The organism is Nonomuraea sp. CA-141351, from assembly GCF_050944675.1.
In the GTDB taxonomy this organism is placed as follows: Bacteria; Actinomycetota; Actinomycetes; order Streptosporangiales; family Streptosporangiaceae; genus Nonomuraea.
Genome location: NZ_CP191982.1, coordinates 11,795,603 through 11,822,114, shown reverse-complemented (window position 1 = coordinate 11,822,114; position 26,512 = coordinate 11,795,603). Strand labels below are relative to the sequence as shown.

At 70.8% G+C, this 26,512-nt stretch carries 24 protein-coding genes; 17 read left to right on the top strand and 7 right to left on the bottom strand.

Translation table 11 applies throughout. From position 1 onward, the window contains the following. Positions 1-38 precede the first annotated feature (38 nt). Entirely contained in the window at positions 39-959 is a 921-nt protein-coding gene (locus tag ACQPWU_RS55700) for a hypothetical protein (protein WP_433435205.1), read from the top strand. Here ACQPWU_RS55700 and ACQPWU_RS55695 read toward each other — a convergent pair. Both ACQPWU_RS55695 and ACQPWU_RS55690 read right to left on the bottom strand, forming a co-directional pair. Continuing rightward, a complete protein-coding gene (locus ACQPWU_RS55695) occupies positions 952-1,569 on the bottom strand; it encodes a TetR/AcrR family transcriptional regulator (RefSeq protein WP_433435204.1) in 618 nt (205 codons plus the stop codon). The genes ACQPWU_RS55700 and ACQPWU_RS55695 overlap by 8 nt on opposite strands. An 83-nt stretch (positions 1,570-1,652) precedes the next feature. Next, entirely contained in the window at positions 1,653-2,048 is a 396-nt protein-coding gene (locus ACQPWU_RS55690; RefSeq protein WP_433435203.1) for a hypothetical protein, read from the bottom strand. A gap of 118 nt (positions 2,049-2,166) precedes the next feature. Between ACQPWU_RS55690 and ACQPWU_RS55685 the strand changes: the two genes are divergently transcribed. Together ACQPWU_RS55685 and ACQPWU_RS55680 are read left to right on the top strand one after the other, a co-directional pair. Beyond that, positions 2,167-2,787, top strand: a complete 621-nt coding sequence (locus ACQPWU_RS55685) for an HAD family hydrolase (RefSeq protein ID WP_433435202.1) — start codon at positions 2,167-2,169, stop codon at positions 2,785-2,787. A gap of 88 nt (positions 2,788-2,875) precedes the next feature. After that, positions 2,876-3,271, top strand: coding sequence for a cold-shock protein (locus ACQPWU_RS55680; RefSeq protein ID WP_433435201.1), 396 nt, complete (start codon positions 2,876-2,878; stop codon positions 3,269-3,271). Positions 3,272-3,537: 266 nt separating this feature from the next. Here the strand turns inward: ACQPWU_RS55680 and ACQPWU_RS55675 are convergent, their stop codons facing one another. Further along, positions 3,538-5,049, bottom strand: coding sequence for an MFS transporter (locus tag ACQPWU_RS55675; protein WP_433435200.1), 1,512 nt, complete (start codon positions 5,047-5,049; stop codon positions 3,538-3,540). Positions 5,050-5,174: 125 nt separating this feature from the next. Here ACQPWU_RS55675 and ACQPWU_RS55670 point away from each other — a divergent pair, with 125 nt between their 5' ends. Continuing rightward, on the top strand, positions 5,175-5,978 hold the full coding sequence (locus ACQPWU_RS55670) for a DUF3027 domain-containing protein (RefSeq protein WP_433435199.1): 804 nt from the start codon (positions 5,175-5,177) through the stop codon (positions 5,976-5,978). A 57-nt stretch (positions 5,979-6,035) separates the two neighbouring features. Next, complete coding sequence (locus ACQPWU_RS55665; RefSeq protein WP_433435198.1) at positions 6,036-9,080, top strand: sacsin N-terminal ATP-binding-like domain-containing protein; 3,045 nt, start codon at positions 6,036-6,038, stop codon at positions 9,078-9,080. Positions 9,081-9,375: 295 nt separating this feature from the next. On the opposite strand, the gene ACQPWU_RS55660 is transcribed toward ACQPWU_RS55665, so the two are convergent. Further along, positions 9,376-9,588, bottom strand: coding sequence for a DUF2530 domain-containing protein (locus ACQPWU_RS55660; RefSeq protein WP_433435197.1), 213 nt, complete (start codon positions 9,586-9,588; stop codon positions 9,376-9,378). A gap of 83 nt (positions 9,589-9,671) precedes the next feature. Here ACQPWU_RS55660 and ACQPWU_RS55655 point away from each other — a divergent pair, with 83 nt between their 5' ends. From ACQPWU_RS55655 to thpR, 4 genes are all read left to right on the top strand, one after another. Beyond that, positions 9,672-11,114 (top strand): NCS2 family permease, encoded by a 1,443-nt coding sequence (locus ACQPWU_RS55655; RefSeq protein ID WP_433435196.1) that lies wholly within the window; start codon positions 9,672-9,674, stop codon positions 11,112-11,114. A 119-nt stretch (positions 11,115-11,233) separates the two neighbouring features. Further along, positions 11,234-11,686, top strand: coding sequence for a MarR family winged helix-turn-helix transcriptional regulator (locus ACQPWU_RS55650; RefSeq protein ID WP_360696511.1), 453 nt, complete (start codon positions 11,234-11,236; stop codon positions 11,684-11,686). A 23-nt stretch (positions 11,687-11,709) separates the two neighbouring features. Further along, the gene (locus ACQPWU_RS55645) at positions 11,710-12,933 is read left to right on the top strand and encodes an MFS transporter (protein ID WP_433435195.1); all 1,224 of its coding nucleotides are present in this window, start codon (positions 11,710-11,712) and stop codon (positions 12,931-12,933) included. A 95-nt stretch (positions 12,934-13,028) separates the two neighbouring features. Beyond that, on the top strand, positions 13,029-13,586 hold the full coding sequence (gene thpR / locus ACQPWU_RS55640; RefSeq protein ID WP_433435194.1) for an RNA 2',3'-cyclic phosphodiesterase: 558 nt from the start codon (positions 13,029-13,031) through the stop codon (positions 13,584-13,586). Between the two features lie 196 nt (positions 13,587-13,782). Here thpR and ACQPWU_RS55635 read toward each other — a convergent pair whose 3' ends face one another. Further along, a complete protein-coding gene (locus tag ACQPWU_RS55635) occupies positions 13,783-14,751 on the bottom strand; it encodes an aldo/keto reductase (RefSeq protein ID WP_433435193.1) in 969 nt (322 codons plus the stop codon). 87 nt (positions 14,752-14,838) lie between these two features. Here ACQPWU_RS55635 and ACQPWU_RS55630 point away from each other — a divergent pair, with 87 nt between their 5' ends. Together ACQPWU_RS55630 and ACQPWU_RS55625 are read left to right on the top strand one after the other, a co-directional pair. Next, positions 14,839-16,125, top strand: a complete 1,287-nt coding sequence (locus tag ACQPWU_RS55630; RefSeq protein WP_433435192.1) for an MATE family efflux transporter — start codon at positions 14,839-14,841, stop codon at positions 16,123-16,125. A 77-nt stretch (positions 16,126-16,202) separates the two neighbouring features. Further along, positions 16,203-17,234: a hypothetical protein gene (locus ACQPWU_RS55625; protein WP_433435191.1), complete on the top strand. Its 1,032-nt coding sequence runs from the start codon at positions 16,203-16,205 to the stop codon at positions 17,232-17,234. Between the two features lie 212 nt (positions 17,235-17,446). On the opposite strand, the gene ACQPWU_RS55620 is transcribed toward ACQPWU_RS55625, so the two are convergent. Next, complete coding sequence (locus ACQPWU_RS55620; RefSeq protein WP_433435190.1) at positions 17,447-17,812, bottom strand: hypothetical protein; 366 nt, start codon at positions 17,810-17,812, stop codon at positions 17,447-17,449. A gap of 71 nt (positions 17,813-17,883) precedes the next feature. Between ACQPWU_RS55620 and lhgO the strand changes: the two genes are divergently transcribed. The 6 genes from lhgO (at position 17,884) to ACQPWU_RS55590 (ending at position 25,496) form a co-directional block, all read left to right on the top strand. Continuing rightward, positions 17,884-19,071, top strand: coding sequence for an L-2-hydroxyglutarate oxidase (gene lhgO / locus ACQPWU_RS55615; RefSeq protein ID WP_433435189.1), 1,188 nt, complete (start codon positions 17,884-17,886; stop codon positions 19,069-19,071). Between the two features lie 20 nt (positions 19,072-19,091). Further along, positions 19,092-19,784, top strand: a complete 693-nt coding sequence (locus ACQPWU_RS55610; RefSeq protein WP_349449128.1) for a response regulator transcription factor — start codon at positions 19,092-19,094, stop codon at positions 19,782-19,784. Further along, a complete protein-coding gene (locus tag ACQPWU_RS55605; protein ID WP_433435188.1) occupies positions 19,784-21,196 on the top strand; it encodes a sensor histidine kinase in 1,413 nt (470 codons plus the stop codon). The genes ACQPWU_RS55610 and ACQPWU_RS55605 overlap by 1 nt, the downstream gene beginning before the upstream one ends. 65 nt (positions 21,197-21,261) lie before the next feature. Next, complete coding sequence (locus ACQPWU_RS55600; RefSeq protein ID WP_360696520.1) at positions 21,262-21,918, top strand: response regulator transcription factor; 657 nt, start codon at positions 21,262-21,264, stop codon at positions 21,916-21,918. Positions 21,919-21,969: 51 nt separating this feature from the next. Next, complete coding sequence (locus ACQPWU_RS55595; RefSeq protein WP_433435187.1) at positions 21,970-23,685, top strand: ABC transporter; 1,716 nt, start codon at positions 21,970-21,972, stop codon at positions 23,683-23,685. A gap of 2 nt (positions 23,686-23,687) precedes the next feature. Next, positions 23,688-25,496: a GTPase gene (locus tag ACQPWU_RS55590; protein ID WP_433435186.1), complete on the top strand. Its 1,809-nt coding sequence runs from the start codon at positions 23,688-23,690 to the stop codon at positions 25,494-25,496. Between the two features lie 73 nt (positions 25,497-25,569). Here ACQPWU_RS55590 and ACQPWU_RS55585 read toward each other — a convergent pair whose 3' ends face one another. Further along, positions 25,570-26,472, bottom strand: a complete 903-nt coding sequence (locus ACQPWU_RS55585) for a LysR family transcriptional regulator (RefSeq protein ID WP_433435185.1) — start codon at positions 26,470-26,472, stop codon at positions 25,570-25,572. Between the last annotated feature and the right edge of the window lie 40 nt (positions 26,473-26,512).

The following is a 26,512-nucleotide window of genomic DNA, read 5'->3' as shown; positions in this document are numbered from 1 at the left end:
ATGGTATGTCCCCCCTGATTGGGGCAGCATTGCTAGACGTGATAGAGCGCGCGGACCAGCTCGTGCTGAACTACGTCTCCAAGGCGGCCGACGCCGCCCACGGCGTGCTCAGGGCCGACCAGCGGCTCGACTTCGCCAAGCGGCTGCGGGCCAGGATCGAGGTCGAGCGGCGCGGCAGCCAGAACGCCCGCGAGGTGTCGAAGGTGCTGGCCAGGTTCGGCGACCCGGTGGCCCTGGTGGAGCGCGAGGCCCGCAGGCTCGCCGAGGCCGGCGTTCCCACGAAGCGCGACGCGTCCACTTACGGTCCCTCCACCGGCCACGATCCCGGGGGGCCGCCGCAGGCCGCCGCGGCGCCCGCCCAGCGTCCGGGGACGCTGGGCGAGGAGCCGGCCCTGCGCCAGGAGACGGCCTCCACGATGCGTTTCCCCACGATCGTGGACGACGGTGACGCGCCCCCGGGCGTGCAGGCGTACCGGAGGATCGCGCAGGAGAGCCTCGGCAGGCGGCCGGGCCGGGGGCTGCCGTTCGCGGGGCTGCGCAGGGTGGCCATGTCCAGCGCGAACCCGATGGCGACCGGCGGCAGGGACGCCAGGACCATCGTCAAGGAGCACCCGCGCGAAACCGCCGCGATGGTCATCCTGGTGGTGGCGGCGTTGCTGTTGCCGTTCGGTCTGCCGCCGGTGGCGATCTTCGAGGTCCCCGTGCTGGTGTGGGCTGCCGGCGCGGTGATCGTGCTGTTCAGCGAGAGCTGGACGCTGCGCGACAAGCTGCTCGGGATCGGTGCCCCGCTGTTCGGCTACGTGGTGGGCGGCGTGCTCATCGGGGGTCTGCGGGTGGGGGGCGAGCCGGGGGTACAGGCGTTCTTCACGCAGTTCTACGACGTCAGCGGCACGATGTTCATACTCGGGACCGGGGTGGGCGTGGTGTGGCTGGCCTATCGGCTGCTGGACGTCAGCTGACGGGCGCGGGGCTGGGGAGCAGGCCGACCGCCAGGCGTACCCAGGCGGCGACGAACTGGTCCTTCTCCGCGTGCCCGGGCAGCTCGCCCACGGTCTCCTGGAACAACCGGTAGTGCACCACGGAGCCGCCCAGCACCGCCGAGATGCCCGTCCAGTCGAGTTCGACGTCCGTGTACTCGGGCTGTGCCCTGAACCAGGTCACGATCGCGTCGAACATGGGCTGCAGCAGCCCCTCCCGCACCACTGCCACCAGCTCGGGGAACTGGCTCAGGTCGCGGAAGAACACCCTGGTCAGCTCGGACTCCTCGCGCACCTTGGCCAGCCCGGCGCGGCACACGTGGGACAGTCGCTCCTCCAGATCCACCGACGCTTCCATGGTGCTCAGCTCGGCCAGGCTCTCCGCCACCTGACTCCTGGTACGGGTGGCGTGCTCGTTGATCGCCGCGGCCAGCACCTCGTACTTGGACTTGAAGTGCCTGTAGAGCCCTCCGGCACCGGGAGACAGCCCTGAGGCGGCCTCGATCTCCGCTACGGAAGTGGCGGAGTAGCCCCGCTCGGCGAACAACCGCAGGGCCTCATCGATGATCCGCTCACGGGTTGATCTGGTCATATCTATCCTGTTACCTCCGCCTTGAGAGTAGTCGTAACGGCGGGCCGCCTTCAGCGGTCCGCCGCATGTAGCGGGGGCTGCGCTCATGGCGCGGCGCGCCGGATCAGGCCCGCGAGCGCGGAGCCGATGATCAGCCACACGACCGCGGCGAGGCCGTAGTTGACCAGCGTCGTCCAGCGCGGGTCGGCGAGCTCGAACAGATTGGCCAGGCCCAGGGACAACGATGAGGCGAGCGACTCCACGAACCGGTACCAGACGTTGGCGGCGTTGGCGTTGAACACCGTGAACACCGCGTAGAGCACCACGACCAGCGCGGCCACTCTGGAGGCGACCTTCACCAGGTAGGCCAGGGCCCCAACGGTCCGGTGCCACGCCGTCACGGCAGGGCCGCCCGGTCGGGCGGGTCTGTGGGGGCGCGGCGGGGCGGAGGAGGCGACGAGCCGGTCTCCGGTGTGCGGCGGTTTGGGGGTGTCGGTCACAGCCGCTCCTCTCCGATAAGTAATTCCTTTCATCCCATTCCTACGGTCCCACAACAAGGGGTGCCAGTGGGGGGACCGCCGTTACGTGTGGTTGGGCGGCGTTTGGCATCCTTCATGTGTGACGACTTCGGTGGGATTCGACCTTGACATGACATTGGCGGACACGCGAGCGGGGATAGCCGCCGTTTTCGACGAGCTGGCGGTGCGTTTGGGCGTGCCCATTGACTCGGCTGCAGTGGTGAGCAGGCTGGGGCCGCCGCTGGAGATGGAGCTGGCCAACTGGCTGCCTGCCGCGGAGGTCGCGGCGGCCGCCGACCTCTATAGGGAGATATATCCGGAAATGGGGGTTCCGGTGCACACGGCCATGGCGGGCGCGTACGACGCCATCGAGGCCGTACGGGCCGGTGGCGGCCGGGTGATCGTGGTGACGGGCAAGAACCGGCGGGACGCCATCGGCACGGTCAAAGTTCTCGGCCTCGCCGTGGACGAAGTGGTCGGCTCGGTCTTCGGTGCAGCCAAGGGCTCCGCACTCGCGCGGTTCGGCGCGGCGGCTTATGTTGGTGACCATGTCGCGGACATCGAGGCGGCACGTGCGGGCGGCGCCGTGAGCGTGACAGTCGCGACCGGCCCCTACACGGTGGAAGAGCTGCGTGAACACGGAACAGATGTGGCGCTGGCCGACCTGACCGAATTCGCCGCCTGGTTCGCCGGTTGGCGCAAGCATGATGAACTCCGGTAATTGTTCGGGATTTACCCGGTCGCCCTGGCGCTCTCAGGGGCATAACCTACATCCATCCATCTTTTCGACTGTTTGAACGAGGTCCCCTGTGCCGAGTGGCAAGGTCAAGTGGTACGACGCCGACAAGGGGTTCGGCTTCCTCACCCGCGACGACGGCGGTGAGGTCTTCGTGCATTCATCCGCGCTGCCCACCGGTGCGGCCCCGCTCAAGCCTGGTCAGAAGGTCGAGTTCGGGGTGGCCGAGGGCCGTCGCGGCCAGCAGGCGCTCTCGGTCAGGATCCTGGAACAGCCGCCGACCCTCGCCAAGACCAAGCCCAAGGGCAAGCGGAAGAAGCCGGACGAGATGGTGGTCATCGTCGAAGACCTGATCAAGTTGCTCGACGACGTTTCGACGTCCTACCAACGCGGCAAGCACCCGGACGTGGCGCACGCCAAGAAGATCGCGCAGGTGCTCAGGGCCGTCGCCGACGACCTCGACGCCTGAGCCTGCCGCGCCTTCGGCCGCCGCAGGCCGTGCGTCCGACTTCACCCGCCGCCCCAGAGACTGCCGCAGTGCGCGCGTCTGACACCACCTCAGGCCGCGCACCCCAGGCCGCGCACCTGAGGCCGCCCATCGCACTCCGCACCGCGTCGCCGCGTTCCCCGCAGTGGCGCTGTGCCGACGAGACCGGCCACCAAGCGCCGGCGCGCCCTGTGGCCCAGCGGCACGCGGCCGTGCCACACAGGGCCGGGTGTGCTCGAAACGGCGGCTCAGGTGTTGGGGTTGGTGAGGGGTTTGGTCGGGTCGAGGGTGTCGGCCCGCTGAGGGTCGTGCGCGCCGGCCTCGGCCCGTTCCCTGCGGAGCTTGGCGTCGGTCGCGCGCACGCGCTTCCTCCTGGAGATCAGCAGCCAGCCGAGCGCGGCCGTCAAGGCGGCGGCCAGCGCGACCAGCCCGGCCACGCTGCTCTCGGTCAGCGACAGCACCAGCCCGACCAGGCCGCCGAACACCCAGGCGAGCTGGAGCACCGCCTCGACCACGCCGAACGTGGACGAGCGCACCTCCTCGCCGATCTCCCGCTGCACGATCGCGTCGAGCGCCAGCTTGCCCAACTCCTGCGCGAAAGCCGTGACGAGCGAGATGGCGATCGCGGTCCACAGGCCGAAGAAGACCGCGGTCGCGATGCCGGTCACGACGGTCACGGCCAGCGTGACCAGCACGATGAGCTGTGGCGAGTGGTTGCGCGTCCAGTTGGCCACGGCGGCGCCGACCAGGCCGCCCAGCCCGGCCGCGGCCGCCAGCAGCGCGATCGTCTTGGGAATGTCGAAGAACGGGTCCTGCGCCCCCACGGTCAGCCACGGCACCGCCCTGTCCTGCACCAGGAACAGCAGGAAGAACAGCAGGAACCCGGAGAAGACCCGGAGCGCCACGTTCGCCCAGACGGCCTCGGCGACCGCGGGGCCCACCTTGAGCAGGGTGCGCCACCGGGGCGCCGCGCCCTCTTCCTCCAGGTCAGGCGAGTCGATGTGGCGCGGCAGGCGTACCGCCGCGACTCCCAGCAGCAGGAAGGCCACCATCGCGACGCGCAGCACCATCGCGCTGCCCAGCCACGCGGTCAACCCCGCGCCGACCGGCACCGCGACGCCCGCGGCAACTAACGTGAACAGGGCCACCCGCGCGTTCGCCGACACCAGCGTGATGTCGGCGGGCAGCACGCTCGGCATGATCGCCGCTCGCGACACGTTGTACGCCTTCGACAGCACCAGCACGCCCAGCGCCCCGATGAACAGCGTCGGCAGGTCGCCCGGACCCACCGCGGCGGCCATCGCGAAGCAGAGCAGCCCCCGCCCGAACAGCGTGCCCGCCATCACGTAGCGCCGCCCCGACCTGAACCTGTCGAGGATCGGCCCCACGAACGGCGCGAGCAGCCCGAACGGCAGCATCGTGATGACCAGGTAGAGAGCCACCGAGCCGCGGGCCTCGCCCACGGGCACGCCGAAGAACACCGTGCTCGCCAGCGCCACCGTGACCAGCGCGTCGCTCGCGCTGTTGCCCGCCGACAGCTCGATCAGGCGGCCGAGCCCGGTGCGGTCCGCGCCGTTGGCGTGGGTGAGGCGCCGGGTGGCTTTGCCGACTTTTCGCGCACTTTTTACCGTGGCCCTGCCGGCCCTCGCTGTGCCGCCGGCCGTGGCCCGGCTCGCGCGCGCAGTCGCGCGCCCCGCGTCGGCGACGCCATGCGCCACCCGCCGCGAGACCTCACGTGCCCGGCCCCAACCACCCTCCACGAATACCAGTCTTACCCGATTCGTCCGCGATCTCGGAGCGGGATCCCCGGTTGTTGGCGTCTCCGGTCCGCCCATGGGTGAGAATGAAGTGTGAGCGAACAGCACCTTTCGGCGGAGGCTGCCCGATGAGTCGCACCAGGGCCCGCGTCTCCGCTCCCGACCAGGCCTGTGTCGCCGCGGTCGATCTGGCGCGCGCTGCGGCAGAGGAGCTCGCGCGTCCGGGGGAGCCCGGCGAGCACCTCGGCTTCGAGAGCGAGGGCGACCGGATCGTCACCCACTACTTCGCCTGTCTCGACAGGGCCTACCGCGGTTGGCGCTGGGCCGTCACGGTCACGCGCGCCTCGCGGGCCAAGAAGGTCACGGTCAGTGAGGCCGTCCTGCTGCCCGGCTCGGGAGCGCTGCTCGCGCCCGAGTGGCTGCCGTGGAGCGAGCGGCTGCGCCCCGGCGACCTCGGCGTGGGCGATCTGCTGCCGACCCCCGAAGACGACGACAGGCTCACTCCCGGTTTCACCGAGACCGACGATGACGCTGAGCAACAGACGGTTTTCGAGTACGGCCTGGGCCGGGCCCGTGTGCTCTCGGCCATCGGCAAGGACCGGGCAGCCAGGCGCTGGCACTCGGGCGAGCACGGGCCGCACACGCCGATCGCACACGCCGCTCCCGCGCAGTGCTCCACCTGCGGCTTCTACTGGCTGCTCGCGGGTGGCTTGCGGCAGATGTTCGGGGTCTGCACCAATGAATACGCGCCGGACGACGGCAAGGTCGTGGCCGCCGACCACGGCTGCGGCGCCCATTCGGAGGCCGCCGTGCTGCCGCCCTCCGTCGAGCAGGGCATTCCCATCCTCGACGACCTGGGCTACGACCTGATGGAGGAGGAGGCGGCGGGCTCGGTCGACGAATCCGCCACGGAAGAACTCGGCCATTCCTGATCGCGAAAGGCCGCTACCCTACGCCTGGCCTCTACCTCTCAATCAGGATCGTGATCGATGACGCCCGACATCTCTGGCACCTACGGCACTGACCGGATGCGAGCCGCCGTCCTCTCCGCGTGGACGGCCTCGCCCGCCAGGTTCCGCGAAGACGCCAACGCGGAAGAGGATTTCGCGCTCGGCGGCTACCGCGACCGGCTGATCGTCGAGCTCGCCCAGAACGCCGCCGACGCGGCCCTGCGCGCGGGCGTGCCAGGGGTGTTGCGGTTGACGCTCAAGGGCGACGTGCTGACGGCCGCCAACACCGGCGCCCCGCTCGACGCCACCGGCGTGGAGGGTCTGTCGACGCTGCGCGTCTCCGGCAAGCGCGACGAGATCGGCGCGGCGGGGCGGTTCGGCGTCGGGTTCGCGGCGGTGGTCTCGGTCTGCGACGAGCCGTCCGTCGGCTCGCGAGCGAGCGGTGCGGTCCGCTGGTCGCGCGCGGACACCACCGCGGCGGTGTCGGAGATCCCCGCGCTCGCGGGCGAGCTGGCCGACCGTTCGGGGCACGTTCCGCTGCTCAGACTGCCGTTCGACGCGCCGCCGCTCGACGTGCCCGAGGGTTTCGACACGCTCGTACGCCTGCCGCTGCGCGACCGGGCCTCCGCCGACGCGGTCCGTCGCATGCTCGACGAGACCAGCCCGGCGCTGCTGCTCGGCATGCCGGCGCTGGAGACCATCGAGATCGACATCGACGGGTCCGTACGCACCGTGGTCGCCGACGGCTGGCACGTCGTGTCGGAGTCGGGCGAGTTCACGCCCGAGGAGGTGAGCGGCCTCTTCGCCGACCGGCCCACCGAGGAGCGCGCCCGTCCCTTCTGGTCCCTGCGCTGGGCGGTGCCCGTCACCGGCACCGGTGAGCCGGGGCCGCTGCCCGCCACAGTGCCGCCCGTCGTGCACGCGCCCACGCCCAGCGACGAGCCGCTCGATCTGCCCGCGCTGCTGATCGCGTCGTTCCCGATGGCCACCGACCGGCGCCACTTCGCCAAGGGGCCGCTGGCCGACTTCCTGGTCGAGCGGGTGGCCGACGCGTATGTGCGGCTGCTGCGGGAGCTGCCGCGCACGCCCAAGCTGCTCGACCTGGTGCCGTCCCTGATGGGCAAGGGCGAGCTGGACGCCAGGATCCGCCGTGCCGTGCTGGCCAGGCTGCCTTCGACGCCGCTGCTGCCCGCGCTGTCCGCGCCCGCGCCCGCCGTACAGACGCCGTCTTTCGCCGACGCCGAGGTCTACGAGCCCGACGCCGAGTGGCAGGTCGAGCACCCCGCGCGCGAGCCCGAGGACGACACGTGGGTGGTCGCCGGCCGGGAGGCGGCCGTGGTGCCGTCCGGCTCCGGTGAGCTGCTCGCGGCGGTCGCCGACTTCGTACCCGGGCTGCTGCCCGCCGGGTGGCCCGCCAGGCACCCGGCCATGGCCGCGCTGGGCGTGCGCAGGGTCGAGCTGGCCGACGTGGTCGATCTGCTGTCGGGCGAGGCCGTCGAGGCACGCGAGCCGTCGTGGTGGCGTTCGCTCTACGAGGTGCTGCCCGCCGACGACCCCGAGTCGCTGGGCGCCCTGCCGGTGCCGCTGACCGACGGCCGGCTGGTGCGTGGGCCGCGGGGCACGCTGATCCTCACCGACGGCGGGGCGGAGCTGGACCTCACGCCGCTGGGGCTGCGCATCGTGCACCCCGAGGCGGCCCACCCCACGCTGCTCAGGCTCGGGGCGGCCGAGGCCACGCCGCGCACGATCCTCGAAGACCCGCTGACCAAGGCCGCCGTGGCGCAGTCGCTCGACAGCCCCGACCCCGAGCCGGTGGCGCGGGCCGTGCTCTCGCTGGTGGAGGCGTCGGCGCTGGCGCCAGGCGAGGCGCCGTGGCTGGCCGAGCTGGCCCTGCGCGGCGCGGACGGCGAGCTCTACCCTGCCGGGGAGCTCATGCTGGCCGACGGGGCGCTGGCCGGGCTCCTGGAGCCCGACACGCACCTCGGGGTGGCCGCTTCCGAGCTGGAGGAGGAGTACGGCGCGCGGGTGCTGGCCGCGGCGGGCGTGCTCGACGGGTTCGCGATGGTGTCCGAGGCCGACGTGCTGCTCGACCACGACGACTGCGACCACGACCTCGACGGTGAGGACGACTGGCTCGACCACGTGCTCGACCTGCTGCCCGAGCTCGGCGTGCCGCCGCTGGTGCCGGAGTTCCTGGCGGTGCGCGACCTGGAGCTCGTGGCCGACTGGCCGGCCGCCCTTGAGCTGCTGGCCCGCCCGCCGCTGCGTGCCGCCCTCCACCCACTGCGGGTGGCCGGGGTGGAGGTGCCGTCCTATACGGCGTGGTGGCTCGCCAACCACCCGGTGCTGGGCGGGCGCAAGCCGCTGGAGCTGCGGCTCCCCGGGGCCGACCCGCTGCTCCAGGGCCTGTACGAGGACGCGCCCGCGGGGCTCGACGAGGCGGCCCTGTCCATGCTGGGGGTCCGTACGACGTTGCCGGAACTGCTCGCGTCGCATGGTGGGCCCGAGGAGCTCCTTGACCTGATGGCCGACGACTCCGTAGAGGTGGACCGGGCGCAGCTCCGCGCCCTGTGGATCGCGCTGGCCGCCGTGGACCCTTCTCGCGTGGCGCCGCCGTCCCGGGTGCGTGCGGTGCTGGCCGGCTCCATCGTGGTGGCCTCCGCGGACGACGCGGTGGTGGTGGAGGCGCCCGACCTGCTGCAGCTCGTGGCCGACCGGCCGCTGGTGCTGGCGCCGTACGACCTGGCGGAGTCCCTGTCGGAGCTGCTCGACCTGCCGCTCGCCGGGGAGCTGACGTCTGGCGAGGTCACCTCGCAGGGGCAGGTGCGTCCTGTGCCTTCCGCGGTGCTGGCCCTGCTGCCTGCGGCGCCGTCCACTTATGTGGAGCACGAGAAGCTGCTGGTGGATGGGGTGGAGTGCAGCTGGCGCTTCTTCGAGGGCGCCGTGCACTGCACGGGGCTCGACGGGCTCGCCCGCGGCCTGGCCTGGGCCACCGGCCAATGGAACGACCGCCTCGCGGTTGCGGCCCTCCTCCGCGACCCGGATTCCGTGCCGCTCCTCCTAGCCGAGTCCGACCTGTCCTGATCCTTTGCCCACGGTGCTTTGCGTCTGCGCCCTGTGCAAACCACCATCTTTTACGGCTGCGCACGGTGGGCACCACCCGCCGTCGTGGGTGACCGGCCCTCCAGGGAGACGCTCACCAGCCTCACCGCAGCCCCGCCGCAACGGCGCTCGCTTGACCGGCTTCTTCGCACCTTCGGTCACCGCGAGCGCCATGTTGCGGATCGTCAGGCGGCGCAGGTTGTCGATGGGGCAGGGACCTTGCCCTCCAGCAGGTACGCGTCCGCCGCCCGCATGATGCACGTGTCGCCGCTCAGTGTCAGTTCCTGCGCGGCCGGCGTACGAACCAGATGCCGAAGAACCCGAACCCGATCCCGACCAGGCAGGTCCAGATCCACCACGTGTTCTCCGGGGCGGGGCGGAAGATCAGCAGGACGACCAGCGCGACGGCCCAGAGCGCCGTGCCCACGGCGATGGCGGCGGTGTCGTTGGTCTTGATCGGCTCCGGATTGGGATGCCACTGCTGCTTCACGTTGTCCAGCCTAGCTTCCAATCGGGTCTCGATCTCATCACTGACTCTTTTCGCAGGTCACCACGACTGTCACTCTTCGCGTCGTGAGTGACACTCGTAATGCAATAGATCGTTTCTTCGCAATCTCCGCAAGAGGCTCAACACTCTCCCGTGAGGTCCGCGGAGGCCTGGCCACGTTCTTCACCATGGCCTACATCGTGGTGCTGAACCCCATCATCATTGCCAACGGCACGGACGTGGAGAACCAGGTCATCGGCGACGGCACGACGCCCAACGTGGCGCTCGTCGCCGCCGGGACGGCTTTCGTGGCAGGCGTGCTGACGATCCTCATGGGCGTCGTCGGCAAGGTGCCCTTCGCGATGGCGGCCGGGCTCGGGCTGAACGCCTTCGTCACCTTCAACATCGCCAAGGTGATGACCTGGGAGGAGGCCATGGGTCTGGTCTTCCTGGAAGGCGTCATCATCGCCATCCTGGTGCTGACCGGGCTCAGAACGGCGGTCTTCCACGCCATCCCCGCCCAGCTCAAGACCGCCATCAGCGTCGGCATCGGCCTGTTCATCGCGTTGATCGGCTTCGTGGACGCCGGCTTCGTGCGGCGGGTGCCCGCCGGGCCGCCGCTGGAGATGGGCATCGGGGGCAACCTGACCTCGTGGCCGATCTTCGTGTTCGTGATCGGGCTGCTCGTCACGGCGACGCTGGTCGCGCGGAAGGTCAAGGGCGCCATCCTGATCGGCATCGTCGGCACCACCGTGCTGGCGATCATCGTGGAGGCCCTCACCAAGGCCGGCGCGTTCTCGGCCAAGAACCCGGGCGGCTGGCAGCTGAACGTCCCCACCCTCCCCAAAGAGATCTTCGGCTTCCACAACCCGCTCACGCTGTTCACGGAGTTCGACCCGTTCGGCGCGTTCAGCCGGGTGTCCGTGATCCTGGCCGTGCTGTTCGTCTTCACGCTGCTCATCACGGACTTCTTCGACACGATGGGCACCATCGTGGGCGTCGGCCGCCAGGCGGGTCTGGTACAGGAGGACGGGACGCTGCCGCGTACCAGGGAGATCCTGCTCGTCGACTCGATCGGCGCGGCGGCCGGCGGCGCGGGCTCCGTCTCCTCCAACACCACCTACATCGAGTCGGCCGCAGGCGTCGGCGAGGGCGCGCGCACCGGTCTGGCCAGCGTGATCACCGGGTTGCTGTTCCTCGTGGCGATCTTCTTCGCGCCGCTCGTCACGGTCGTCCCGTACGAGGCCGCCACGCCCGCGCTGGTCGTCGTCGGCTTCCTGATGATGACCGCGATCCGCGACATCGACTGGAACGACTACGAGATCTCCATCCCGGCGTTCCTCACCATCGTCGTCATCCCGTTCACCTACTCGATCTCCAACGGCATCGGCGCCGGCTTCATCAGCTACGTGCTGATCAAGGCGGTGCGGGGCAAGGCGCGCGAGATCCACCCGCTGATGTGGGTGGTCACGGCGCTGTTCGTCCTGTACTTCGCGATCGGGCCGATCCGAACGCTGTTCGGAGTCTGAGAACGAGGGAAGAAGCCGCCCTGCGCGTGCGGGGCGGCTTCGAGGTACCAAGGAGACAGGCGGATATTTGATTGGGGAAATATCTTGAGATGCCGTATAGTTAGCAAAGGTAATGACACATGCTAACCAACACCCAGCCCAAGACGGACCTGCGCAGCGACGCAGGCCTGGCTTCAGCCCTGCGCGTGTCAATGGCAAGGCTGACCAGGCGCCTACGACGACAGGCAGCGGCTCACTCGCTGACCCCCACACAGTTCGCGACGCTCGCCGCGGTGGAACGCCATTCCGGGATAACCCCCGGCGAATTGGCCGAGCTCGAGAAGGTACAGCCGCCCTCGATGACCCGCGTGATCGCCGCGCTCGAGGAGCGCGGTCTGGTGTCGCGCGGCCCGCACCCGACCGACCGGCGTCAGGTGACCGTGAACGTGACCGAGGCCGCCCAGAAGTTGCTGAAGGAGGAGCGGCGCCGCAAGGAGGCGTGGCTGACACAGCGACTGAAGGAGCTCACACCGGAGGAGCGGTCGATCCTCAGGCAGGCGGCACCGATCCTGGAGAAGCTCAGCAGGATATAGAGCCCGAAGAACCCAAGACCGGGATGTTCCGGTCTCTCAAGGTTCGTAACTATCGCATGTTCGCAGCCGGGGGCACCGTCTCCAACGTCGGCACCTGGCTGCAGCGCACCGCCCAGGACTGGCTGGTGCTCGATCTGACCCACGGCAGCGCGGCGGCACTCGGAACGGCGACCGCGCTGCAGTTCCTGCCGATGCTGCTGTTCGGGATGTTCGGCGGCGTGCTCGCCGACCGCTACCCCAAGCGGCCCATCCTCATCGCCGCCCAGACGCTGATGGCCACGCTGGCCCTCACGATCGGCGTGCTTACCATGACCGGCTCCGCCCAGGTCTGGCACGTGTACGTGATGGCGTTCCTGCTCGGCATGATCTCCTGCGTCGAGGTGCCGACGCGGCAGGCGTTCGTGGTCGAGATGGTCGGCCGGCAGGACCTGCCCAACGCGATCGCACTGAACAGCTCCATCTTCAACCTCGCCCGCGTGGTCGGCCCGGCGCTGGCCGGTGTGCTGATCTACGTGCTCAGCGGCACGGGGCCCATCTTCCTGATCAACGCGCTGACCTTCGGCGGGGTGATCTCGAGCCTGGTCTTCATGCGGACGTCCGAGCTGAACCCCTCCGCGCCCGTGCCCCGGGCCAAGGGGCAGCTCCGCGAGGGGCTGCGCTACGTGATCCAGCGCGAAGAGCTGCTCATGCCGGTGCTGCTGATCGGGTTCGTGTCGATGTTCTCGCAGTCGTTCTCGATGTCGATCGCGCTGATGGCGCGCGAGGAGTTCGGCGCGGGAGCGTCCTCGTTCGGGCTGGCCTCCAGCATGTTCGCGGTGGGGGCGCTCGGCGGCGCGCTGCTCGCGGCGCGCCGGGCGCGGCTGACGCGGAAGGTGCTGATGGCGGGGGCGCTCGGCTTCGGGCTCTTCCAGATCGCCACCGGACTGGCCCCGTTCTACCCCGTCTACCTGCTGCTGCTGATCCCGACCGGGATCGCGCTGATCACCATCAACACGGCCGCGAACGCCAGCGTCCAGATCGCCACGTCGCCGGACATGCGGGGGCGGGTCATGGGGATCTACATGCTGGTGTTCACCGGCGGGGCTCCCGTGGGCGCGCCGCTGATCGGGTGGCTGTCCGAACTGGGCGGGCCGCGGACGGGCGTGATCCTTTCCGGCGTGCTGGTCCTGGTCGGCACCGGGCTGGCCGTGCTGATGACGCGTCTGATCCGCACCCGGGTCGCCGAACCGGCACTCGCCGTCGCCTGAGCCCGGGGCACTCGCCCCGGGACCGAGCCAGGTGAGGCTCCGTGGGTGGCCCCTCTCCGGTGAGGCTGGGCGGCGGCGGGGGAGAATCGGGTGGTATGAGGCTCTTTGCAGCGCTGGTGCCGCCCGACGAGGTGCTGGACGAGATCTCGAACGCCATCGCCCCGCACGTCGGACAGGTGCCGGGGCTGCGCTGGCCCGATCGTGCCACCTGGCACATCACGCTGGGCTTCTTCGGCGAGGTGCCCGAGCGGGTGCTGCCGGAGCTGGAGGAGCGCCTGGCCCGCGCCGTACACCGCTACAGCGTGCTCGACCTGGCCTTCGAGGGCTTCGGCGCCTTCTCGTCCGCACGCCGGGCCAGGGTCTTCTGGGTGGGCGTCACCGGCGACTCCATGTCCAGGCTGGCCGACTCGGTCAAGGCGGGGGCGCGGCGGGCCGGAGCCGGACAGACCGATGAGAAGCGGTTTCACCCGCACCTCACGCTCGCCCGCGCCAAGACGGAGACGGACCTCCGCCCGCTGGTGGAGTCGCTGTCCGGGTTCAGCGGCTCGCCGTGGCGGGCAGAGCACGTCCGTCTCGTCCGCAGTCACACCGGGCCCCAGGTGAGGTACGAGTCACTCGCCGAATGGGCGCTGGCACCCGCCGCGCGGAGCTAGGCTCCAGGTCGTGGATCGTCCTCGCCCGTGGCTGCTGCCCGTCGTGCTCGGCCTGCTGCTGCTCATCGTCGTGCTCGGCGCACTGCTGACCTGACGATGAAAAACCTGCTGAGTGGACTGCCGCTACGGCCCTGACCCGGCACGACAGTAGGGCGGCGGTCCAGCGAGCAGGTTTTTTGTCGGGGAACGCCGCAGGCTACCAGGCGTAGTCCTCCGGGGCCGTCTTGTGGCCGGGGAAGATCTCGTCGAGCCGGGCCAGGGCGGCCTCGTCGAGGTCGATCTCCAGGGTGCGCAGGCTGCCCTCGAGCTGCTCCAGGGTCCGCGGGCCGATGATCGGCGCGGCGACCGCCCGCTGCTTGAGCAGCCAGGCCAGGGCCACGTACGCCGGGTCCTCGCCCAGCTCGTCGCAGAGCTTCTCGTACTGCTCGATCTTGTCGCGGTGCTTCTCGAGCTGCTTGACCATGTGGTCGGCGGCCGAGCGGCCCTTGTCGATCTTCCGCAGCACACCGCCGAGCAGACCGCCGGCCAGCGGGCTCCACGGGATCACACCGAGCCCGTAGTCCTCGCACGCGGGCAGCACTTCCAGCTCGACCGTGCGGGTGAGCAGGTTGTAGTGGGACTGCTCGCTGATGAGGCCGTTGACGTTACGCCGGGCGGCCGACTCCTGGGCCTTGGCGATGTGCCAGCCGGCGAAGTTGGACGACCCGACGTAGACGATCTTGCCCTGCTGACGCAGGACGTCCATCGCCTCCCAGAACTCCTCGTACGGGGTGTCCCGGTCGACGTGGTGTGCCTGGTAGATGTCGATGTAGTCGGTCTGCAGGCGCTTCAGCGAGGCGTCGCAGGCCTTGCGGATGTTGAGCGCGGACAGCTTCTGGTCGTTGGGCCAGTCGCTCATCTTGCCGTTGAGCTTGGTCGCGATGACGGTCTTCTCCCGGCGTCCACCGCCCTGGGCGAACCACCGGCCGATGATCTGCTCCGTGATGCCCTCGCCCAGCTTCCATCCGTAGACGTTGGCTGTGTCGAAGAAGTTGATCCCCAGATCAAGAGCCCTGTCCATGATCGCGAAGGAGTCTTCCTCCGAGGTCTGCGGGCCGAAGTTCATGGTGCCGAGGCAGAGCGGGCTCACCTGGAGGCCGCTGCGTCCGAGGTTGACGTATTCCATGACTCAACCCTAAAGACCTGGAGTGCGCTCCAGGCCATACACTAGGTCCATGATCTCGAATGGAGCGCTGCGGGAAACCCGCGCTTCATGATCGTTTTACTCCGGGCCGCCGTGCCGCTCTTCCTTGCGATGATCGCGGGCACGGTCGGGTCGCTGGTGGTCACCTCGGTGCTCGGCAAGCATGACACCGTCACCCTCGCCGCGTTCGCGGTCGTGACCGCCGTGCTCAATCCGGCCGGCACCGCGGTGGCGGGCGCGCTGCGCGGGCTCGGGCCGTTCATCGCCCCCTACCGGGACGACCCGGCGAGTGCTGTGCCGATCGTGCGGGACGCGCGCTGGCTCAGCCTCACGGTCGGCGTGGCCGGCGCGCTCGCCGTGATCTGCGTGCCGCTGCTCGCCGGCGCCGCCGGGGTGCCCGGCGAGGTGGTGCGTGAGATGGGCCTGCTGCCGTGTCTCCTCGCGCTGTATCTCCTCGTCTTCGCCTCCACCGGTGGCGCGAGCACCATCCTGATCGGGCTCGGACGCAGCCGTAACGTGCTCTGGCCGACGCTGGTCTCGGGTGCGACGCTGGGCGTTCTCACCGTCGTGCTCGTGCCGCCGCTGGGGCTGACCGGGGTGGGCCTCGCGTATCTGATCGCGGGCACGGCGGCGGCGGGCGTGGCCACCTTCAACGTGCGGCGCGCGCTGGGGCGGCCCGTCGGGCAGGCCAGGCCCAGGATCGCCGAGATCGTCAACCTGGCCAAGGTGAGCATCCCGCTGGCCGGCACCGTACTGATCAAGTTCGGCGTGCTCGGGGTCGTCACCTTCGCCGCGAGCACCACGAACACGCGCGACACCGCTGCCCACGCGGTGCTGACCACGCTCACCGGCTTCATCATGCTGGCCTCGCTCTCCGTTGCCCAGGCCTCCGTGCCGGAGGTGGCCCGCGCCGCCAACGCAGCGGAGGCGCGGCGGGCCGCCCGGACCGCGGCCCTGCTCGCCATGACGGGGTCGCTCGTCGGTGCCCTTCTGCTGCTCGTGTTCGGGGATTGGCTGCTGGTGCTGTTCAGCGACGACGCCGCGGTGCGGGAGCGCGTGCTGGGGCTGCTGCCGCTGATGCTGCTGTCGTCGGTGCTCGACGGCACCCAGGCGGTTCAGGGCATCGGCCTCACCGCCCTCAAACGGTCCGCGTCGAGCCTGGGCTATTTCGCGATCGGGTACGGGCTGCTGGTCGTGGCGGCCGTACCCGTGGCCAGGACCTGGGGGATCACGGGCCTGTGGGTGGCCATGGCGCTGGCCAACGGGCTCCTGGTGGTGCTCCAGGGCACCGGCTTCCACCGCCACAGCGCCAAGGTCGGCTCAGAGGCCAGCCGTAGCACCGCCCTGCGCCGGTGACGTGGGTGGTGCCTCTCCTTTCACCGGCGGACACGAGCGGCGGCGTTGGACGCCGGCGCGTGGGGCATGATGTCCGCGTGGGGGATGTCGTTTTTCGGGCGCTGGGGGCTGTTGTGGCGGCGGCCTGCGTGCTGCTCGCCTTTCCCGCCCAGGCGACGGCGGACGACGGGCAGAAGCGGCTCTTCACCTTCAAGGATCCCCGGATCACGGAGTCGAGCGGCCTGGCCGTCTCGCCGACCCACGACGGCGTCTACTACACGCACAACGACAGCTCCGCCGCCCCGACCTTCTACGCCGTGGACGGTAAGGGCCGGACGATGGCCACCTTCCAGGTGCGGGGCGCCCAGGCCAGGGACTGGGAGGCCATGGCGGCGACCAAGGACCCGGCGACGGGGCGGGGCGTGCTCTGGTTCGCCGACATCGGCGACAACCTCGACGGGGCATGGCCGGACGTCTCCATCTACCGGGTGATGGAGCCGCAGACCCTCGAAGACGCCACGTTGCCCGCGACCCGCTACCGCTTCCGCTACGCCGACGGCGGCCGCAACGCCGAAGGCATCATGATCAACCCTCGGACGGGCCGCCTCTACGTGGTGTCCAAGGAGTTCGCGGGGTCGGTCTACGCCGCGCCGAAGAAACTCCGTACCGACAAGACGAACATCCTGCGCAAGGTGGCCTCCGCCCCTCTCATGGCCACGGACGCCGCCTACGCCCCGGACGGCTCCTCGTACGTCATCCGCACGTACTTCTCGGCCACTCTCTACCGCCCATCGGGCGAGATGATCAGCAGGGTGTCCATGCCGGAGCTGAAGCAGGCGGAGTCGATCGCATACACCGCCGACGGCAAGGCCCTCCTCACGGGCACGGAGGGCCCCCGCAGCCCGGTCTACCGCGTCCCGCTCCCGGACAACGCCCGCTCGTCCACCACTCCCAGCCCCACGTCGTCCACTCCCACGAAGAACACGACCCCCGCCTCACACACGGCCGCGGACCCGGGTCAGACACGTGCGGCCGGGACGGGATTAACGGCCAAGAACATCCTGATCTGGCTCGCCGCCGCCGCGACGGCCCTGGGCACCATCACCTTCATCGCCCGCCGCACCCGCTGACCCCGCCTCCACGAAGACGCGATGCCAGAAGGGGCGAAGAAGCCGGTCAAGCGGGCGCCGTTGCGGCGGGGCTGCGGTGAGGCTGGTGAGCGTCTCCCTGGAGGGCCGGTCACCCACGACGGCGGGTGGTGCCCACCGTGCGCAGCCGTAAAGGATGGTGGTGGGCACAGGCGCAGAGGTAAGGACTGCGCGGACCTGATAGCGAGCGGTGCTCAAGAGAGGCGCATGGTGAAAAGGTCGCCTCGGAGGGCGCGTTCGACGACTTCGATGGAGCGGGACAGTCGCACCAGACGTGGCCCCTCCTCCCGGTACGCGTCCAGAACCGCCTCGATGGCGTGCGGCGGCAGGTGCCCCTTGAGGTCGACCGCCGCCCCGCGGTAACCGGCCCGGGCGGCCTCGACGGCGGAGGTGACGTGGTGGCGGGCCATGCTGGCGAGCGCCACCGGGTGCCGTCTGAGCACCTCATACGCCCGATAGTCCGGCGGCACCGCGTCGAGGAGCCAGGCCACTGCCGACGTCTCCCAGTCGGGAACGCTGGGCGGACGGACCTCGGCGGGCCACTCTGGCGGGACGTACATGTGGACATCGTACTCATGTTCGATTCGTCCGGATATGGCGGGGACGGCCGGTTAGCCGGAAAATCGTCAATGTGACGGAGAAGATCGGGGTCGTGGGAGCCGGCATCGTCGGCCTGGCCGTGGCGCGCGAACTGGCGAAGGTCAGGGGCGCCGAGGTGACCGTGCTGGAGAAGGAGTCGCGCGTCGGCGCCCACCAGACGGGGCACAACAGCGGGGTCGTCCACGCGGGCATCTACTACCCGCCCGGCTCGCTCAAGGCCAGGCTGTGCCGCGAGGGCGTGGCGCTGCTCAAGGAGTACTGCGCCGCGCACGCGCTGCCGTACGACGAGGTCGGCAAGCTGGTCATCGCGAGCACCCGTGCCGAGCGGCCGCTGCTGAGCGCGCTGGCCGAGCGGGCGCGTGCCAACGGCGTGCCCGGCATCGCCGAGCTCGACGGGCTCGCCCTGCGCGAGATCGAGCCGCACGCGGTCGGCGTCGGCGCGATCCACTCGCCGCACACGGCGATCTGCGACTTCCCGGCCGTCGCGCGCCGCCTCGCGCTTGATGTGGCGGAGATGGGCGGTTCTGTACGTCTTTCGCATCCGGTCAGGGGGATCAGGGAGCGTGCAGGAAACGTCGAGGTGGTGGCGGCGAGGCGGAAGTTCACCTTCGACCGCCTGGTGGTCTGCGGCGGGCTGGGGACCGACACGGTGGCCGAGATGGCGGGGCATCCGGGTGATGTGCGGATCGTCCCGTTCAGAGGGGAGTTCTACGCGCTCAGAGATGTGGCAAAGGACCTCGTGCGCGGGCTGATCTATCCGGTGCCGGATCCGCGGTACCCCTTCCTCGGGGTGCATCTGACGCGCCAGATCGACGGCGGGGTACTGGTGGGGCCGAACGCGGTGCTCGCCCTGGCCTACGAGGGGTACAGGTGGCGAAATATCGGTAATGTGAGGCAAATCCTCGGCTGGCCGGGCACGCTCCGCATGGCCAGGGCACACTGGCGCACCGGGCTCAAGGAGGCGTACGGATCGCTCGTCAAGAGCGCGTTCCTCAGCGGGGCCCGCCGCTACGTCCCCGAGCTCAGCGCCGCCGACCTCGTACGGGCCCCCGGCGGCGTCCGCGCCCAGGCCGTCTCCAGGGACGGCCGCCTGCTCGACGACTTCGTGGTGGACGTGCACGGCAACATCGTCCTGGTACGCAACGCGCCCTCGCCCGCGGCCACCTCCAGCCTGGCAATTGCCCGGCATATCGCCGGAATTGTCCCAGCACTCGTCTGATGAGGGCATCCTTGAATGTGATGGAATCACGCCTGCTGATAGTCGAGGACGACCCGAACATCCTCGAGCTCCTGGCCGCGAGCCTGAGGTTCGCGGGTTTCGACGTGACCACCGCGAAGAGCGGCCACGATGCCGTCGCCGCCGTGCAACGGCACCGCCCTGATCTCGTGGTGCTCGACGTGATGCTGCCGGACCTGGACGGGTTCGAGATCGTCAGGCGGCTGCGCGGCGGCGGGCTGCACACGCCCGTGGTGTTCCTCACTGCCCGTGACGAGACCGAGGACAAGATCCGCGGGCTCACGATCGGCGGCGACGACTACGTGACCAAGCCGTTCAGCCTGGAGGAGGTGGTCGCCAGGATCCACGCGGTCCTGCGCCGTACGAGCGGCGACCTCCCGGCGGCCCCGCCGCGGCTGACGTTCGCCGACATCGAGCTGGACGAGGAGAGCCACGAGGTGTGGCGCGGGGGCAACGCGGTGGCGCTGTCGCCGACCGAGTTCAAGCTGCTGCGCTACTTCATGACGAACGCCGGCCGCGTCCTGTCCAAGCCGCAGATCCTCGACCACGTGTGGGACTACGACTTCCGGGGCGAGGTGGGCATCGTCGAGTCGTACGTGTCCGTGCTGCGCCGGAAGATCGACAACCGCAGCCCCCGGCTCATCCACACCCTGCGCGGTGTCGGATACGTGCTACGCCTGCCGCCGAGCCCCTGATGCGCCGCCTGCCGCTGCGGATCAAGCTCATCGCGTCGATGCTGGCACTGCTCGGGTTCGGGCTGACCTTCATCGGTCTGGTGAGCGTCTCGGTACTGCACGGCTACCTCATGGACCGGGTGGACAGCCAGCTCACCCTGCTCAGCGCCCGCATGGTCAAGAAGGTCAAGAGCGACTGGCGGAACAGCAGGGAGACCACCGACCGGCCGATCCTCATCGAGTCCGATGCGATCGCCCTCGTCAAGGAGCCGGGCGGCCAGTTCGTGCCGATGCTGACCGACCGCGACGTGGACGTGAAGCCGAAGCCGGTGCTGTTGACCTCGCCGAGCTCGGAGCCGTACACCGCGCACGCGGTCAGCGGCGACGGCGAGTGGCGAGTGCTGGAGAGCACCGTCCAGCGGCGCACGCTCTTGGTCGCGGTGGACATGGAGGAGGTCGACGCGATCACCAGGCGGCTCGTCCTCATCGAGCTCCTGGGCGGCGGCGGCATCCTGCTCCTGCTGGCCGTCGTGGGCGTCACCATCGTGCGGCGGAGCATGCGCCCGCTCGGCCAGATCGAGCGCACGGCCGAGGCAATCGCCGACGGAGAGCTGGGCCGCCGGGTGCCGGACGCCGACCCGCGTACCGAGGTCGGACGCCTGGCCAGATCCCTGAACGGGATGCTCGCCCAGATCGAGAGCGCGTTCGCGGCGAGGTCGGCGTCCGAGGCGGCGGCCCGCCGCTCCGAGGACCGCATGCGCCAGTTCGTCGGCGACGCCTCGCACGAGCTGCGCACCCCCCTGACCTCGATCCGCGGGTTCGCCGAGTACGCCAGGCAGAACCCCAGTGCCGACCCCGCCGAGCTGATGCAGCGCGTGGAGAAGGCCGCGGGCCGGATGAGCCTGCTGGTGGACGACCTGCTGCTGTTGGCCAGGGTGGACCAGCAGCGGCCGCTCAAGATGCGCCCGGTGGACATGCTGGCCCTGGCCGCGGACGCCGTGCAGGACGCCAGGATCCTCGCACCCGACCGGATCATCAAGCTGGACGTGGTCGGCGGCGCGGCCCTGATCGTCTCGGGCGACGAGGTACGCCTGCGCCAGGTCATCAGCAACCTCGTCAGCAACGCGATCATCCACACCGAGCCCGGCTCGCCGATCATCGTCCGGGCCGGGGCGGGCGCGGAGAAGCTCTTCTTCGAAGTCGTCGACCAAGGCCCGGGGCTCACCCCCGAACAGGTCGAGCACGTTTTCGAGCGCTTCTACCGCGCCGACTCCGCCAGGTCGCGCCGACGTTCCGGTGAGGACAGGGGCAGCGGGCTCGGCCTGGCCATCGTGCAGGCACTCGTCCACGCGCACGGCGGCACGGTGACGCTGGACAGCTCGCCGGAAGGCGGCTCCACCTTCCGGGTGGAACTCCCACTCGCCTTGGAGTGAGCCTTCAGCTAACCCTCAGGTGGCTGAGCCAGTCTGGAGAGGTGACGAAACCCGAGGCGCTGATCATGGTGGTGGACGACGAGCCCAGCATCAGGGATCTGCTCTCCGCCAGCCTGCGCTTCTCCGGGTTCGAGGTGCTGACCGCCGCCGACGGGCAGGAGGCCGTGGAGGTGGCCGATCGGGCCTCGCCCGATCTCGTGGTGCTCGACGTGATGCTGCCGGATCTGGACGGGTTCGAGGTGGCCAAGCGGATCGACGCCCCCGTGCTGTTCCTGACCGCCCGCGGCGACACCGAGGACAAGATCGCGGGGCTGCGGGTCGGCGACGACTACGTCACCAAGCCGTTCAGCCTGGAAGAGGTGCAGGCCAGGATCCGGGCGGTGCTGCGGCGCACGCGCGGGGAGGGCGCGCCTGCCAGCAAGCTCAAGGTGGCCGACCTGGAGCTGGACGAGGACGCCCGCGAGGTGTGGCGGGCCGGTCGGCAGGTACGCCTGTCGCCGACGGAGTTCAAGCTGCTGCACTACTTCATGGTCAACGCGGGCCGCGTCCTGTCGAAGGCGCAGATCCTCGACCACGTGTGGAACTACGACTTCGGCGGCGACGCCGGCGTCGTCGAGTCGTACGTCTCCTACCTCAGGCGCAAGGTGGACGATGTCGAGCCGCGGCTCATCCACACTCTGCGCAGCGTCGGCTACGTGCTGAGGGAGCCACCAGCGGGCTGATCGCGCCGCTGTGGACCGCTGAACGCGGCCCACCCTGGGTAGCTTGAGCTTATGGACCTGCTGGCAGCGTTGGAAGCGCTGCGCCGGCCGCTGGATCGCGAGCTGTTCCCGCTGGCGGTCGGCGAGGCGGCGAGTGACCGGCGCGCGCTGCGCGAGCTCGCCGGACAGCTCGACGACTACCTGCTGCCCCGGCTGCGCGCCCTCGACGCGCCGCTGCTGGCTGTCGTCGGCGGGTCCACGGGGGCGGGCAAGTCCACGCTGGTCAACTCGCTGGTCGGGGCCGACGTGACCGAGCCCGGCGTGCTGCGGCCCACCACGCTGGTGCCCACGCTCGTGGTCAGCCCGGCCGATCGCGCCTGGTTCATGGGCCAGAACGTGCTGCCCGGCCTGTCCCGCGCCACGGGCACCGGGCCCGGGGCGCTGCGGGTCGTCACGTCGGAGGCGCTGGGCGCCGGTCTCGCGCTCCTCGACGCTCCTGACATCGACTCCGTGGTGGTCGCCAACCGGGAGCTCGCCGCCCAACTGCTGGCAGCCGCCGATCTGTGGCTGTTCGTCACGACCGCCGCCCGGTACGCCGACGAGGTGCCGTGGAGCTTCCTGCGCTCCGCCCGCGAACGCAGCACCGCCCTGGCACTCGTACTCGATCGGGTGCCCCCTGACGCGGCCGGCCCGGTCTCGCGCGACCTCACCCGCCTCCTCGCCGAGAACGGTCTCGAAGGCACCCTGCTGTTCAGCGTCCCTGAGACCGCGATCCCCTCCGAGAGGGCCAGGCTGCCCTCGGACACCGTGCGACCCATCTCCTCCTGGCTCACCGGGCTGGCCGCCGACGCCGCGGAGAGGTCCCGCGTCGTGCGCCAGACGCTGTCGGGAGCGCTCGACAGCCTGTCCACCCGGGTCCCCGCGCTGGCCGAGGCCGTCGAACGCCAGCAGGCCGCCTTCGAGGGCCTGCGCTCCATCGTGGCGGGCGCCTACGCGGGCGGGCTGGCCGACTTCGACGCGGGCATGCGTGACGGGTCGCTGCTGCGAGGTGAGGTGCTGGCCCGCTGGCAGGACTTCATCGGCACCGGCGACCTCATGCGCACCCTGGAGAGCCGGGTCGGCTGGCTGCGCGACAGGATCGTCGGCTTCTTCACGGGGCGGGTGCCGGAGCTCCAGCTCAGGGACGCCCTGGAGAGCGGGGTGGGGGCGCTCATCAGGGGGGCCGCCGACGCGGCCGCCGAACGTGCCCTGGAAGGCTGGTCGGCCGCTCCCGGCGGTCCCGGCCTGCTCGAACGGCTCGGGCCCATGGAGTCCGCCCGCCTCGGCCGCGCCTCGCCCGACCTGGGCAAGCGCTCTGAGTCAGCGGTCCGCGGGTGGCAGGAGTACGTCCTGGACCTCGTACGGGAGGAGGGCGCCGAGCGGCGGACGGCCGCCCGCGTGGCGTCGTTCGGGGTGAACGGGGCGGGGCTGCTGCTCATGCTGGGCGCGTTCGCCTCGACGGGCGGGCTGACCGGGATCGAGGTCGGCATCGCGGGCGGGACGAGCCTGCTGTCGCAGAAACTGCTCGAGGCCGTCTTCGGGGACCAGGCGGTCCGCACGTTGACCGTGGCGGCGCGGGCGGATCTGCGGGATCGGGTGCGGATCCTGCTGGATGAGGAGTCGTACCGGTTCACGGCCCAGCTGCTGGCGGTGGAGCCGCCCAGCGGGACGGCGAACGCGCTGCGGGCGGCGGCTGAGCGCATCCACATCCACCGCGCGGAGCTCCCTGTCTCCGCCGAAGGAGAGTGACGATGAAGCTGCTGCGCCGCAGGGAAGGCCCGTCCCTCGACTCCCGGCTGGCGGCCCTGCTCGAGGCGGCCTCGCTGGCCGAGGGGCGGCTGGGCGAGGAGGTGGTCTCCAGCGCACGCGCGGTCGCCGAACGCGCCGGGGCACGCCGTACCCTCTCGATCGACCACACGGTGGCCGCGCTCGCGGGGGCGACGGGCAGCGGCAAGTCGTCGCTCTACAACGCCCTGGCCGGAGAGGACCTGGCGGCGGTGGGCGTCGTCCGGCCCACCACCTCGACCGCCCAGGCAGCGCTTTGGGACGGCGAGGGCTCCGGCCAGCTGCTGGACTGGCTGGACATCCCCCAGCGCCACTCCGCCACCCTCACCCCCGACTTGTCCGGACTTATCCTCCTGGACCTGCCCGACCACGACTCCATCCAGCTCTCCCACCGCCTGGAGGTGGACCGCCTGGTGGAGCTGGTGGACCTGCTGGTCTGGGTGGTGGACCCGCAGAAGTACGCCGACGCCGCCCTGCACGAGCGCTACCTCCGCCCGCTGGGCGCCCATCGGGACGTGATGCTGGTGGTGCTCAATCAGACGGACCGCCTCCCTGAGCACGCGGTGGACCGCTGCCTGGGAGACCTGCGCCGCCTCCTGGACGAGGACGGCCTGACAGGCGTCCCCGCACTCGCCGTCTCCGCCCGGACCGGGGCCGGCCTGGCGGAGCTCCGGACAGTCCTCGCCGACCGCGTCGCACATCGAAACTCCTGGTCCACTCGTCTGGCCGCGGACATCACCACCGCCGCCACCCACCTGGCAGGACAGGCGGCGGACGGCGGCGCGGCGAGGGCGGTGGAGGGCGGCGCCAGGCGGACGGCGGGGATGGATCGAGCGCTCACGGAGGCGCTTTACCAGGCGGCCGGGGTGCCGCTGGTCGTGGAGGCCGTCGCCAAGGGGCACCGGCACCGTGCGGTCGTCGCCACCGGATGGCCCGTCACCCGCTGGATCCGGAAACTCAGGCCCGACCCACTCCGCAGACTGCGCATCGGCATGACCGTCCCGGCAGGCAGTAGACCGGGCGAGCCACCGAGCAGGCGGCGAGGGGAGCCGCTGGAGAGACCGCAGGGCGAACTGTCGGGCAGGCCGCTGGGCGAGCCGTCGGGCGGGCCGTCGAGTGGACCGTCCGGTCAGCCGCTGGGCGGGCCGCCGGACGGGCCGGCCGGTCGGTCGCCGCGGGCCGAGATCGTCGGTCGTACCTCCGTTCCCGCGGCCTCGGCCGTACAGAAGGCGAAGGTCGAGACGGCGATCAGGGACGTCGGTGAGGCGGCCGCGGCAGGACTGTCCGGCCCGTGGGCGGCGGCGGTACGGCAGGCGGCGCGGTCCCGCTCCCAGGAGCTGGCCGACACGGTGGACAGGGCGGTGGCCACGACGTCCAGCCGCGCCACCAGGCGCCCCACGTGGTGGCGGGTCGTGAACGGCCTGCAGTGGCTGGTGTTCGCGGCCATGCTGGCCGGTGCCCTGTGGCTGGGCGTGCTGTTCGCGATGGACTACCTGCGCCTGCCCCAGCCGCCGCTCCCGACCCTGGGCGTGGTGCCGTGGCCGACGGTTTTGCTGCTGGGCGGGGCGCTCGCGGGCGTGCTGATCGCGTTGTTGTCGCGGCTGGCCGCGTGGGCGGGCGGAAGGAGAAGGGCCAGGCGTACGGCCAGAGCCCTGCGTACGGCCATCGGCCAGGTGGGCGACGAGCTCGTGCTGGCTCCCGTAAGAGGGGAGCTCGACCGGTACGCTCGCTTCACCGGGGCACTCGACCTGGCCCGAGCCCTGGACCGCCCCTGAGGGGCCGCGCCGGAGCAGCACGGCCGCCATCACCGTCGCCCCTCGGGAATGTCGTCGGGTAAGCCGAGACGTTTCACCCGGTCCCGAGCGAGCCGGCGATCGCGCGCAGCGACGACAGGAGCGGGCGCAGGAGGGGATGGGCGTCGGCGCCGCGGCGTATGGCGGCGAAGACGCGGCGCTCGGGCCCCGGCGTCTGGCGGACCACGACCCCCGCCAACGCCATGTCACGCAGGGCCAGTCGCGGCACGAGAGCCACCCCCGCCCCCGCCCCGACCAGGGCGACCACGGCGCGGAAGTCGTCGGAGCAGTGCGCGAGGTTCGGCGTGAAACCCGCCTGCCGGCACGCGAACGTGATCACGTCGTGCACCGGGTTGCCCGGATACGGCCCGATCCAGGTCTCGGAGGCGAGCGAGGGCAGGGTCGCCGACTCGGCCAGGGGGTGGTCGTGGGGGAGCACCAGGTCGAACGGCTCGGCGTACAGCGGCAGACGCGACAGCCGCCGGTCGGCCGCGTCGGGGGCGCCCCGGTACTCGACCGTGATGGCCAGGTCGGCCTCGCCGTCCAGCAGCATGGCCAGGCTGTGGTCGCCCTCGGCGTCCAGCACGCGTACGTGCACGCCGGGAGAGGCGGAACGCAGGACGGCGATGGCAGGGGAGAGCACTGCGCTGATCGCGGTGGCGAAGCAGGCCACCGTGACCTCGCCCGCCTCGCCCGTGGTGTACGCGGCCACCTCGGCCTCGGCGCGTTCGAGTTGGGCGAGGACCTCGTTGGCGTGGCCGAGCATGATCTTGCCGACGGCGGTGAGGTGCACGCCGCGCCCGTCACGGGTGAGCAGCCGGTGGCCCACCTCGTGCTCCAGGGCGACGAGCTGCTGGGACACCGCCGACGGGGTGAGGTGCAGCGCGGCCGCCGCGGCGGTGACCGTGCCGTGGTCGGCCACCGCCCGCAGCGTGCGCAACCGCCGCGTGTCTATCACGCGGTGAGCATACTCATTGCGGGCATGAGCATCTGCCCTG

Bases quoted from the DNA above. Each gene is read 5' to 3' on its own strand.
- ACQPWU_RS55645 (WP_433435195.1), top strand. From the start codon at position 11,710: ATGTTCCGGTCTCTCAAGGTTCGTAACTATCGCATGTTCGCAGCCGGG.
- ACQPWU_RS55595 (WP_433435187.1), top strand. From the start codon at position 21,970: ATGGACCTGCTGGCAGCGTTGGAAGCGCTGCGCCGGCCGCTGGATCGC.
- ACQPWU_RS55695 (WP_433435204.1), bottom strand. From the start codon at position 1,569: ATGACCAGATCAACCCGTGAGCGGATCATCGATGAGGCCCTGCGGTTG.
- ACQPWU_RS55600 (WP_360696520.1), top strand. From the start codon at position 21,262: ATGGTGGTGGACGACGAGCCCAGCATCAGGGATCTGCTCTCCGCCAGC.
- ACQPWU_RS55605 (WP_433435188.1), top strand. From the start codon at position 19,784: ATGCGCCGCCTGCCGCTGCGGATCAAGCTCATCGCGTCGATGCTGGCA.
- thpR (WP_433435194.1), top strand. From the start codon at position 13,029: ATGAGGCTCTTTGCAGCGCTGGTGCCGCCCGACGAGGTGCTGGACGAG.
- ACQPWU_RS55650 (WP_360696511.1), top strand. From the start codon at position 11,234: ATGCTAACCAACACCCAGCCCAAGACGGACCTGCGCAGCGACGCAGGC.
- ACQPWU_RS55610 (WP_349449128.1), top strand. From the start codon at position 19,092: ATGGAATCACGCCTGCTGATAGTCGAGGACGACCCGAACATCCTCGAG.
- ACQPWU_RS55620 (WP_433435190.1), bottom strand. From the start codon at position 17,812: ATGTACGTCCCGCCAGAGTGGCCCGCCGAGGTCCGTCCGCCCAGCGTT.
- ACQPWU_RS55590 (WP_433435186.1), top strand. From the start codon at position 23,688: ATGAAGCTGCTGCGCCGCAGGGAAGGCCCGTCCCTCGACTCCCGGCTG.
- ACQPWU_RS55635 (WP_433435193.1), bottom strand. From the start codon at position 14,751: ATGGAATACGTCAACCTCGGACGCAGCGGCCTCCAGGTGAGCCCGCTC.
- ACQPWU_RS55670 (WP_433435199.1), top strand. From the start codon at position 5,175: ATGAGTCGCACCAGGGCCCGCGTCTCCGCTCCCGACCAGGCCTGTGTC.
- ACQPWU_RS55630 (WP_433435192.1), top strand. From the start codon at position 14,839: ATGATCGTTTTACTCCGGGCCGCCGTGCCGCTCTTCCTTGCGATGATC.
- ACQPWU_RS55665 (WP_433435198.1), top strand. From the start codon at position 6,036: ATGACGCCCGACATCTCTGGCACCTACGGCACTGACCGGATGCGAGCC.